Raw genomic sequence first — 8,677 nt, 5'->3', positions numbered from 1 at the left:
AGTTTTTTTTCTTTTCTCTTTTCCGATTTCCGCGTTTAAAATAAACCCAGCGGGATTTTAAATCCTGCCAAACTCCCTTAAACCCTTCTTTTTTTTAGGACTCCTTCTCTCGAAGTAACCGTCCCTCCCTTGCGGAGTGGTGCAAAGATAGGGAGTTTACTAACAAACTTCCAAGCCTTTTGTTTATTATTTTTTAATATTAAAGTTAACTAACTGTAACATTGAACGATTCATTTAAGACAGCTATGCTTTAAACCGTCCTATCAGGTAAAATTAACCAATTAAACGGCCAAGCTGCTTGCTATAAATTTCAGTTCGCCCCCTTCCTTAACAAGCAATTTCACCGCTAAAAAAGCAAGCTAAATATATTTTACGACCTTCTTCAATATCATATAAGGTCGTTATCGAAACAAAAAAGGTCCAGACGAATGTCTGGACCTTCCTATATAAAATAATCGAGTAACGATTAATCTTCTTCTTTCGAAGCCAACAATTGATCGTACTCCTCGCGAGAGCCCACGATTAAATTGCTGTATTGACGGATACCTGTACCAGAAGGGATCAAGTGACCAACAATTACGTTTTCTTTCAAACCTAATAAGTTATCACGTTTACCTGCGATAGCAGCCTCGTTCAACACTTTTGTAGTCTCTTGGAAAGAGGCAGCAGAGATGAACGATTTCGTACCCAATGAAGCTCTGGTAATACCTTGCAACAATGGACTTGAAGTCGCCGGAATTGCTTCACGAACTTCAACAAGTTTTAAGTCACGACGTTTCAGACTAGAGTTCTCTTCTCTCAACTTACGTAAAGAAACAATTTGTCCCGGACGTAAATTATTAGAGTCCCCTGCATCAACAACAACTTTCTTGTCAAACAAAGAATCATTTTCTTCCATGAAATCCCATTTGTTAACGGCTTCTTTTTCTAAGAAACGAGTATCTCCTGGATCTTCGATGTTAACTTTTTGCATCATTTGGTGAACGATCGTCTCGAAGTGTTTATCGTTGATCTTCACACCTTGCAGACGGTATACCTCTTGGATACCATTCACAATGTAATGTTGCACTGCTGATGGACCTTTGATCGACAAGATATCCGCAGGAGAGATCGAACCATCTGATAATGGCATACCAGCTTTCACAAAGTCATTATCCTGAACAAGGATATGTTTAGAAAGAGGTACCAAGTATTTCTTGATTTGACCATCACGAGACTCGATAGACATCTCACGGTTACCACGTTTCACACCACCCAATGTTACCACACCGTCGATTTCTGTTACTACAGCAGGGTTAGAAGGGTTACGTGCTTCGAATAACTCCGTTACACGTGGTAGACCACCTGTGATATCTCGCGTTTTACCTGTAGAACGAGGGATTTTAACGAGGATACCACCTTCTTTCACTGTTACACCATTAGCAACTGCAACGTGGGCGCCTACCGGGATATTGTAGGTACGAATAACCTCTCCCGATTTATCAAGAATCTTGATGGATGGGTTTTTCGTTTTATCACGTGTTTCAATAATTACCTTCTCTTTGTGACCAGTTTGCTCATCTGACTCTTCACGGAAGGTAACACCTTCGATAATTGCGTCAAATTCAACTTTACCAGCAAATTCAGAAATAATTACTGCATTATATGGATCCCATTCGACCAATTTATCGCCTTTAGCTACTGTACCGCCATCCTCAACGAACAACTGTGAACCATAAGGGATATTTTGTTGGAATACGATTTTATTATGTGCATCAATGATCTTAACCTCACCAGAACGTCCTAAGACTACCTGATGTGTGCCATTATCGTTTGTTTGCGAAACAGTACGTACGTTTTCAAATTCGATTTTACCATCGTATTTAGAAATGATACTTGAATCAGCAGCAATGTTCGATGCCGTACCACCCACGTGGAAGGTACGAAGTGTCAACTGTGTACCTGGCTCACCAATTGATTGAGCGGCGATAACACCCACAGCTTCACCTAACTGAACACGCTTACCTGACGCCAAGTTACGTCCGTAACAACAAGCACAAACACCACGCTTAGACTCACAAGTTAATACCGTACGAATCTCAATTCCTTCGATACCTGCTTTTTCGATAGTTTCGGCAATTTCCTCAGTGATATCTTCATTTGCAGAAACGATCAATTCGTCAGTATCCGGATGAAGAACATCATGCAATGGTGTACGACCCAAAATACGATCGAACAATGGTTCAACAACATCATCATTATCTTTCAATGCTGTTGTATAAATACCACGTAAACCACCACAATCTTGTTCCACAACGATCATATCTTGCGCTACGTCATGTAAACGACGTGTCAAGTAACCCGCATCCGCTGTTTTCAATGCCGTATCGGCAAGACCTTTACGCGCACCGTGGGTAGAAATAAAGTACTCCAATACGGACAAACCTTCTTTAAAGTTTGACAAGATCGGGTTTTCGATAATCTCACCACCAGAAGTACCTGATTTTTGAGGTTTCGCCATCAAACCACGCATACCACATAACTGACGGATCTGCTCTTTCGAACCACGGGCTCCAGAATCCAACATCATGTAAACTGAGTTGAATCCTTGGTTATCATTCGAAAGAATATCCATAACGTGTGCCGTCAATCTGTTGTTGATACGCGTCCAGATATCGATGATTTGGTTGTAACGTTCGTTGTTTGTAATGAAACCCATGTTATAGTTATTCATTACTTCTTCAACCTCGTTAGTTGCTTGTTGAATCAATTCAGCTTTCGCAGCAGGAATGTTCAAATCTTCCAAGTTGAACGAAAGACCACCTTTGAAGGCCGTTTGATATCCCAATTCTTTCATATCATCCAAGAACTGTGCTGCACGGGCCATACCCGTAGTCTTCACAATTTCACCGATGATATTACGCAACGATTTTTTCGTAAGCAATTCATTGACAAATCCCATTTCATCAGGAACAACTTGGTTGAAGATCACACGACCTACAGTTGTTTCTAACAAGGTATCAACGATGCTACCATCTTTTTGTCTAACTTTTGTTTTTACTTTAATCCAAGCGTGAAGGTCAATTTGCTTCTCATTTAAAGCAATGATAACCTCTTCAGCCGAATAGAAAGTCATATCTTGACCTCTTACGATGTGATCGCCAGCAGTTCTACGGCCTTTAGTAATATAGTAAAGACCCAATACCATGTCTTGAGATGGTACTGTGATTGGAGAACCATTCGCAGGGTTTAAGATATTGTGCGCACCTAACATCAAGATTTGGGCTTCCAAAACTGCAGCATTACCAAGAGGTAAATGGACTGCCATCTGGTCACCGTCAAAATCGGCGTTGAACGCTGTACACACTAATGGGTGTAATTGAATAGCTTTACCCTCTACCAATGTAGGTTGGAAAGCCTGAATACCCAAACGGTGAAGCGTAGGTGCACGGTTTAGTAATACAGGGTGACCTTTCAATACATTTTCAAGGATATCCCATACAACAGGATCTTTACGATCAACGATTTTCTTAGCTGATTTTACTGTTTTTACAATACCACGCTCGATCATCTTACGGATGATAAACGGTTTGTAAAGTTCAGCAGCCATATCTTTAGGAAGACCACACTCGTGTAATTTCAAGTGAGGACCTACAACAATTACCGAACGAGCCGAATAATCCACACGTTTACCTAACAAGTTTTGACGGAAACGACCTTGTTTACCTTTCAAAATATCAGATAAAGACTTCAATGCACGGTTACCTTCTGTCTTCACAGCGTTCACTTTACGTGAGTTGTCAAACAAAGAGTCTACCGCTTCTTGAAGCATACGTTTTTCGTTACGTAAGATTACTTCAGGAGCTTTGATTTCGATCAAACGTTTTAGACGGTTGTTACGGATAATCACACGACGGTATAAGTCATTCAAATCCGAAGTTGCAAAACGACCACCATCCAAAGGCACTAAAGGACGCAATTCAGGTGGAATGATTGGAACGATTTTCACAATCATCCATTCTGGACGATTCTCGATATTTTCACGTGAACTACGGAAAGCTTCAACCACATGAAGACGTTTTAATGCTTCATTTTTACGTTGTTGAGAAGTTTCGTTAGCAGCTTGGTGACGTAAATCGTATGACAATTGATCCAAATCAATACGTTTCAACAAATCTTCCAACGCCTCAGCACCCATCTTGGCAACGAATTTTTGAGGATCGTTATCGTCTAAATATTGATTTTCTTTTGGTAAGGTATCTAAAATATCTAAATATTCTTCTTCAGTCAAGAAGTCCATAAAGTTGATACCATCTTCTTCCTTAATACCAGCTTGGATAACCACATAACGTTCGTAGTAAATGATCATATCCAATTTCTTGGTAGGAAGTCCCAATAAATAACCAATTTTATTAGGAAGAGAACGGAAGTACCAGATGTGTGCAACAGGAACAACCAAATTGATGTGTCCCATACGCTCACGACGTACCTTTTTCTCTGTTACTTCAACACCACAACGGTCACATACGATACCTTTATAACGGATACGTTTGTATTTACCACAGTGACATTCGTAATCCTTTACAGGACCAAAAATACGCTCACAGAATAAACCGTCACGTTCTGGTTTGTAGGTACGATAGTTAATCGTTTCCGGTTTTGTAACTTCACCACTTGAGCGTTCCAAAATAGTTTCTGGAGAAGCCAAGCTGATCGTAATCGAAGTGAAGTTGCTTTTAATTTTATTATCTTTTTTGTAAGACATACTTATTCAAAAGTTAAAGCTTTATAAAGAAGCTTTGAAGGACTGAGCCCTTCAAAGCCCTATTTGCTTAATTAATCCAATGTGATATCTAGACCCAATCCACGTAACTCGTGTACCAATACGTTGAACGATTCTGGTACCGATGGTGTCGGAAGGTTGTTACCTTTTACGATTGCCTCGTAAGTTTTGGCACGACCAACCACGTCATCCGATTTCACAGTCAAGATTTCTTGAAGGATGTTAGATGCACCGAATGCTTCCAATGCCCAAACCTCCATCTCACCGAAACGTTGACCACCGAATTGTGCTTTACCACCCAGAGGTTGTTGTGTGATCAATGAGTACGGACCAATTGAACGTGCGTGCATTTTATCATCTACCATGTGACCTAATTTCAACATGTAGATTACACCCACTGTCGTCGGTTGATCGAAACGGTCACCTGTCAATCCGTTGTACAAATATGTACGTCCAGATTTTGGTAAGCCAGCCTTCGCCACCCAATCCTGTACCTGATCCATTTCAGCACCATCAAAGATAGGTGTAGCGAATTTCACACCCAATTTTTGACCGGCCCAACCCAATACGGTTTCGTAGATCTGTCCCAAGTTCATCCGTGAAGGTACCCCTAGTGGGTTCAACACGATATCAACTGGTGTTCCATCCTCTAAGAATGGCATATCCTCATCACGTACAATACGTGCAACGATACCTTTGTTACCGTGACGACCGGCCATCTTATCCCCTACTTTCAACTTACGTTTTTTAGCAACGTAAACCTTAGCCATTTGCACAATTCCTGATGGAAGTTCATCACCGACAGATACTGCGAATTTATCACGTTTGAACGAACCTAACTCTTCATTAATTTTGATATTATAATTATGAAGGGCCATTTTGATCAACTCGTTTTTATCTTCGTCAGTTGTCCATCCCATTGGGTTGATGTTGTTGTAATCTAATTCAGCTAGGATTTTTTGCGTAAACTTAGCACCTTTAGCAACCAACAACTCTTTATAGACATTGTATACCCCTTGGCTTGTTTTACCATTCACTACAGTGAATAATTTTTCAACCAAACGATCTTTCAATGATTTAACGGCTCTATCGTGAGCAACCTCTAATTTCTCTAAAGTTTTACGCTCAACCTCTTTAGACATTTTCTTCGCACGCGAGAATAACTTCGTATCGATAACAACACCCTTTAATGACGGTGGAGTTTTCAATGAAGCATCTTTCACGTCACCAGCTTTGTCACCAAAGATCGCACGTAATAATTTCTCTTCTGGAGAAGGATCAGACTCGCCTTTAGGTGTGATTTTACCAATTAAGATATCACCACCACCAACTTCAGCACCGATACGGATAATACCGTTTTCGTCCAAATCTTTTGTCGCTTCTTCAGATACGTTAGGAATATCAGCTGTTAACTCTTCTTCACCACGTTTTGTATCACGAACTTCAAGTTCGAATTCTTCAATGTGAAGAGAAGTAAACCAGTCTTCTTTCGCTACACGCTCAGAAATTACGATCGCATCCTCAAAGTTATATCCTTGCCAAGGCATGAACGCTACTTTCAAGTTACGACCTAATGCCAATTCACCATTTTCAGTCGCATAACCTTCACATAATACCTGTCCTGGTTCAACTCGTTGACCTTTCTTAACGATAGGCTTCAAGTTCATACATGTATTTTGGTTGGTTTTCTTGAATTTGATCAATTTATATGTTTTGACATCATCATCGAATGATACAAGACGATCATCGTCGTTTCTGTCGTAACGGATTTTGATTTCATCAGCATCTACATATTCTACTACACCATAACCTTCCGCATTAATCAATGTACGAGAATCTTTCGCAACACGACCTTCAAGACCAGTACCTACAATAGGAGCTTGTGGACGCAATACAGGCACGGCCTGACGTTGCATGTTCGATCCCATCAATGCACGGTTGGCATCATCGTGTTCCAAGAAAGGAATTAATGAAGCCGCAATAGATGTAATTTGGTTTGGAGCAACGTCCATATAATCAAGCATATTAGGCTCGATAATTGGGAAGTCACCCTCATATCTGGCTTTCACTTTCGCATCTTCGAAATTACCTTTGTCATCATACAAAGCATTCGCTTGTGCGATTGTTTTACCATCTTCATCCTCAGCAGATAAATATACGACTGGCTCGTCAACCACAACAACCCCATCTTTTACCTTACGGTAAGGAGTCTCGATAAATCCTAAGTGGTTAATTTTCGCGTGTACAGCCAATGAAGAAATCAAACCGATGTTTGGACCTTCTGGCGTTTCGATTGTACAAAGACGACCGTAGTGTGTATAGTGAACGTCACGAACCTCGAAACCTGCACGCTCACGAGAAAGACCACCTGGGCCTAAAGCTGACAAACGACGCTTGTGCGTAATTTCAGCAAGAGGGTTAGTTTGGTCCATAAACTGAGACAACTGGTTTGTACCAAAGAACGAATTGATTACCGACGAAAGTGTACGTGCGTTAATCAAATCTGTAGGCGTAAATACCTCATTATCGCGGATGTTCATACGCTCACGGATGGTACGGGCCATACGAGATAAACCGACACCAAATTGAGCATATAATTGTTCACCTACAGTACGTACACGACGGTTTGACAAGTGGTCAATATCATCTACTTCAGCTTTAGAATTGATCAAATTGATCAAATACTTCACAATCGCAATGATATCCTCACGGGTTAATACTTTCGTATCATCCGGAGTTCCCAACTTCAACTTACGGTTGATACGGTAACGACCTACATCACCTAAATCGTAACGTTTGTCAGAGAAGAATAAACGATCGATGATACCACGAGCGGTTTCCTCATCTGGTGGTTCAGCGTTACGCAATTGACGATAGATATGTTCTACCGCTTCTTTTTCTGAGTTGGACGTATCTTTTTGTAAAGTGTTATATATAATAGAATAGTCCGCATTGTTTGACTCATCGTCTTTCGCTAAGATAATAGACTTAACGCCAGCTTCAATAATCAAATCAATGTGATCTTCTTCTAGAACAGTTTCACGCTCAAGGATAATTTCGTTACGGTCGATAGATACAACTTCACCTGTATCCTCATCCACGAAATCTTCTACCCATTTTTTCAATACCCTAGCCGCAAGACGACGACCAACATATTTTTTAAGACCAGATTTACTCACTTTTACTTCATCCGCTAAATCGAACAATTCTAAGATATCTTTATCCGAATCGTAACCGATAGCACGCAATAAGGTCGTAACTGGGAATTTCTTTTTACGGTCGATATAAGCATACATGACGTTGTTTACGTCAGTTGCAAATTCGATCCAAGATCCTTTGAAAGGAATTACCCTTGCAGAATAAAGTTTAGTACCATTTGTGTGTCTACTTTGACCAAAGAAAACGCCTGGTGAACGGTGTAATTGCGATACGATGACACGCTCTGCACCATTTACCACGAAAGTACCTTTAGGAGTCATATAAGGGATAGTCCCTAAATACACATCCTGAACAATAGTTTCGAAATCTTCGTGTTCTTCATCATTACAAGATAACTTTAACTTAGCCTTTAAAGGAACGCTATAAGTCAAGCCGCGCTCGATACACTCTTGGATATCATAACGTGGTGGATCAATGAAATAATCCAAAAACTCTAGCACAAAAATGTTTCTTGAATCAGAAATAGGGAAGTTTTCCGAGAATACCTTGAACAGCCCTTCCTGATGGCGGTTGTCAGAAGTAGTTTCTAATTGAAAAAACTCCTTGAAAGATTCCAATTGCACATCTAAGAAATCTGGATATTCCAATACTTTCTTACTTGTCGCAAAGTTTATTCTTTCTTGTTGAATATTATTGTTTGCCAAGGGAATATGAATTTTAGTTTTAAAAAAACTGCGCTTACACTTATGCTGTAAA

Annotated in this window: 2 protein-coding genes; both read right to left on the bottom strand. The window is 40.2% G+C overall.

What is annotated here, in order from left to right:
- Window positions 1-466 precede the first annotated feature (466 nt).
- Window positions 467-4,744: a DNA-directed RNA polymerase subunit beta' gene (rpoC, locus tag B3297_RS05535; RefSeq protein ID WP_070566328.1), complete on the bottom strand. Its 4,278-nt coding sequence runs from the start codon at window positions 4,742-4,744 to the stop codon at window positions 467-469.
- A 71-nt stretch (window positions 4,745-4,815) separates the two neighbouring features.
- Window positions 4,816-8,625, bottom strand: coding sequence for a DNA-directed RNA polymerase subunit beta (gene rpoB, locus B3297_RS05530; RefSeq protein ID WP_286778553.1), 3,810 nt, complete (start codon window positions 8,623-8,625; stop codon window positions 4,816-4,818).
- Window positions 8,626-8,677: the final 52 nt, after the last annotated feature.

The organism is Sphingobacterium sp. UBA3519 (genome assembly GCF_002377215.1).
Lineage (GTDB): Bacteria > Bacteroidota > Bacteroidia > Sphingobacteriales > Sphingobacteriaceae > Sphingobacterium > Sphingobacterium multivorum.
This window is presented reverse-complemented; position numbering and strand designations above follow the sequence as displayed.